Consider the following 3,150-nt stretch of genomic DNA (forward strand, 5'->3'; position numbering starts at 1 on the left):
AAGCCAAATAGTATAGCCGTGCCGGGGGGATTTGCGCGAGGCCTGCCCCAGGCGGAACTCGGCCTGACGGCAACACTCGAATTTCATGGAGGGCCGCATACGGGGGCTAGTCACCGGGGCCCGTAACTGCGCTATCATGGCGCTTTGTGAAAATCATCGTCGGCGGCCCATGGGGGTCCGGGGCCGGCGGCGGGGTACCAACGTCAGACTTTACAGGAATCGGTAACAGCCATGTCCAATCGTTTCGCCGCCTTGTCGCAACGTTCCGGTAATCGGGGGTTCACGCTCATTGAAATCATGGTGGTGGTGGTGATTCTCGGTATTCTCGCCGGGATCGTCATGCCCCGCATCATGGACCGTCCGGATGAGGCCCGTATTGCCAAGGCTCGCCAGGATATCCGTGCCATCGAGCAGGCGCTGCAGCTCTACCGGATGGATAACCACAACTACCCGAGCACCGATCAGGGCCTGGAAGCCCTGGTGAGTGAGCCCAGTGGCTCCCCGGAGCCGGTCAACTGGCGCGGCTACATGGATCGGCTGCCTACCGATCCCTGGGGCCGCGAGTATCGTTATGTCCACCCGGGTCAGCACGGAGAATTCGACCTCTATTCCCTTGGCCGCGACGGCCGCGAAGGGGGTGAAGGGGTGGACGCCGTGATCGGCAACTGGGATATCGACTGAGCCACACGGTGGACTTCAGACACCCAGCGTCCCGAGGATTCACCCTGATCGAGGTGATGGTGGTGATGGTCATCATCTCGGTGGTGGTGGCCATCGGCATGATCTCCGTGGACCGGCTCAGCCAGCACGATCCCGCCGATGAAGAACGGGAGCGGCTGGAGGCGCTGCTGCAACTGGCTGCCGACCGGGCCATGATTGAAGGGGCGGAATACGGCCTCCATTTCAGCACCCGGGCCTTTCGCTTCCTGCGCTTCGTTGACGGGGCCTGGGTAGAGGCGGACCGGGATGAGTTCCGCCGGCGGGAGTGGCCGGATGGGCTGCAGCCCGAACTGCGAATCGAAGGCCGCCAGGTTGACCTGGCCCTCTATGACGAAGACGAATCCCAACCGCAGATCCTGCTCATGGGCACCGGAGAGATGACACCCTTTCGCCTGATCCTTCGCCATCGCAGCGATGTGGATGGTGTCGTGCTTGAAGGTCAGCCCCATGGCCGCCTGCGCAATTGGCGTGAAGAGGATGGCGAGCCCAGGGATCAGGACCGGCGGGTGCGCCGATGAGAACGGCGCGTGGCTTTACCCTCCTAGAGGTGCTGGTTGCCCTGGCGGTGGTCGCCATTGCCCTGACCGCCGTGCTGGCCAATTCCGGCACCACGGTCAGCCAGGCCGCCCAGCTTCGGGATACCAGCATTGCCCAGTGGGTGGCGGAGAACCGTATCGCCGAACTGCGGCTGGAAGGCGGCTGGCCCTCCACTGGTCGCACCGAGGGCAATGAGGACATGGCCGGCCGGGAATGGCATTGGACCATGGAGGTCGAGAATACCCAGGACGATGATCTGCGCCGGATTCAGGTCCGGGTGAGAACCGACCGGGATGCCGAAGGCAGCGTGGCCACCGTGCTGGGCTTCATTGGTCGACCCCAGGAAATCCAGGGTATTCCACGCTTCATTCCCTCGGTGCCGCCGGACCCGGATTACGACCCGGACGAGGATAATGGCGGCGGCACCCCGCCACCGCCTCCAACCGGGGGGCGCTCAAGATGATTATGGGTGGGCGACGACAACACCGGGGCTTTACCCTGTTCGAAATCATGGTGGCGATCGCCATTTTTGCCATTCTCGGGGTCATGACATGGACGGCAATGGCCGGCATGGTGCGCCAGCAGGAGCTGACCACCACCGCCATGGAGCGCTTCCGGGCCGTGCAGCAGACCATGACCCTGCTGACCCGGGACCTGGAGCAGATCCGCCCCCGGCCCATTCGTGGCGCCTCGCATGGCGACTTCGAGCCCGCCGTCTCCGGGGGCGGCTACATGGAAACCCAGCTCGAATTCACCCGTGGCGGTGTTCGCAACCCCCTCCAGCAGCCCCGGGCCAGCCTTCAGCGGGTTGGCTGGGGCCTGGATGGTGACACCCTGACCCGCTTTGCCTGGCCGGTACTGGACCGGGCGCCGGACACTCAGCCACTGGTGATGCCGCTTCTGGAAGACGTGGTCAGCTTGCAGGTGCGCTTCCTGGATCCCGGCGGGGAATGGCAGGATGACTGGCCGCCGGCGGCCGCGGGTTTCCAGGCCGATCCCTTTCTCATGCCACGGGCAATGGAAATCATCATTGAGACCGAGGACATGGGACGCCTGCGGCGCGTCATGGAAGTCCCCGGCGTGATGGGGAGGATGGAATGAGGCGTCAGCAGCGGGGCGTGGCCCTGATCACCGCTCTGGTCGTGGTGGCCATTTCCGCGGTGATAGCCGCCGACCTGGCCTACCGGACCTTCCTCGACCGGCACAGAACCGAGGCGGTATTGCACGTGGGCCAGGCCCATCAATACCTGCGAGGGGCGGAAGACCTCGCCGGCCACCTGCTGCGCCGGGCGAGCATGGAGCTGGAACACCACAGCCTGGATCAGCCCTGGGCCGACGAGATCCCGCCCCTGCCAGTGGACGGCGGGCAGATCCTGGCCCGCATGGAGGACCGCCAGGGCCGATTCAATCTCAACAATCTGGTCCAGGCCAATGGCCATGTAAACGAGGCGGCCTACCAGCAGTTCCGCGTCTTGCTGGAAACACTGGAGCTGGACCCGGAGCTGGCCGACCCGGTGGTCGACTGGATCGATTATGACCAGGAGCCACGGGGCATGATGGGGGCCGAAGACGGCACTTACCTCGGCTTTGATCCCGCCTATCGGGCAGGTAACCAGGGCTTTCAGAGCGTGACGGAGTTGCGCCTGGTCGCCGGCTTCCAGGACCCGGAAGTCTTCGAGCAGATCGCGCCCCATGTCACTGCCCTGCCGACCGAAGACGACAATAGCTGGATCAACGTCAACACGGCCACTGCTCCGGTGTTGCGATCACTGGCCGCCAACCCCGATGAGGCGCAGGTGGACCGGATACTGGAGGTGCAGGAAGCTGGTGGATTTGAATCCGTGAGTGACTTCCATGACATCTTTGGACCGCCGGTGCGGGATGGACTGGCCG

5 protein-coding genes are annotated in these 3,150 nt (G+C 64.3%); all 5 read left to right on the forward strand.

The window, feature by feature from the left end; translation table 11 throughout:
* Positions 1 to 231 precede the first annotated feature (231 nt).
* Positions 232 to 681 carry a type II secretion system major pseudopilin GspG gene (gene gspG, locus ACJWXQ_RS01050; protein ID WP_346050899.1) on the forward strand — a complete coding sequence of 150 codons (450 nt, stop codon included), beginning with the start codon at positions 232 to 234 and terminating at the stop codon, positions 679 to 681.
* An 8-nt stretch (positions 682 to 689) separates the two neighbouring features.
* Positions 690 to 1,238 carry a type II secretion system minor pseudopilin GspH gene (gene gspH / locus ACJWXQ_RS01055; protein WP_406671958.1) on the forward strand — a complete coding sequence of 183 codons (549 nt, stop codon included), beginning with the start codon at positions 690 to 692 and terminating at the stop codon, positions 1,236 to 1,238.
* On the forward strand, positions 1,235 to 1,720 hold the full coding sequence (gene gspI, locus ACJWXQ_RS01060; RefSeq protein ID WP_406671959.1) for a type II secretion system minor pseudopilin GspI: 486 nt from the start codon (positions 1,235 to 1,237) through the stop codon (positions 1,718 to 1,720). Before gspH ends, gspI begins: the two co-directional genes overlap by 4 nt.
* The gene (gspJ, locus tag ACJWXQ_RS01065) at positions 1,717 to 2,358 is read left to right on the forward strand and encodes a type II secretion system minor pseudopilin GspJ (protein WP_346050896.1); all 642 of its coding nucleotides are present in this window, start codon (positions 1,717 to 1,719) and stop codon (positions 2,356 to 2,358) included. Before gspI ends, gspJ begins: the two co-directional genes overlap by 4 nt.
* On the forward strand, positions 2,355 to 3,150 hold a 796-nt coding region (gspK, locus tag ACJWXQ_RS01070; protein WP_406671960.1), incomplete at its 3' end, for a type II secretion system minor pseudopilin GspK. The genes gspJ and gspK, both read left to right, overlap by 4 nt.

This window comes from Natronospira sp. (assembly GCF_007134575.1).
Taxonomy (GTDB): Bacteria; Pseudomonadota; Gammaproteobacteria; order Natronospirales; family Natronospiraceae; genus Natronospira; species Natronospira elongata.

Excerpts from the sequence above, each read along its gene's own strand:
- gspG (WP_346050899.1), top strand. The coding sequence starts at position 232 with ATGTCCAATCGTTTCGCCGCCTTGTCGCAACGTTCCGGTAATCGGGGG.
- gspI (WP_406671959.1), top strand. The coding sequence starts at position 1,235 with ATGAGAACGGCGCGTGGCTTTACCCTCCTAGAGGTGCTGGTTGCCCTG.
- gspJ (WP_346050896.1), top strand. The coding sequence starts at position 1,717 with ATGATTATGGGTGGGCGACGACAACACCGGGGCTTTACCCTGTTCGAA.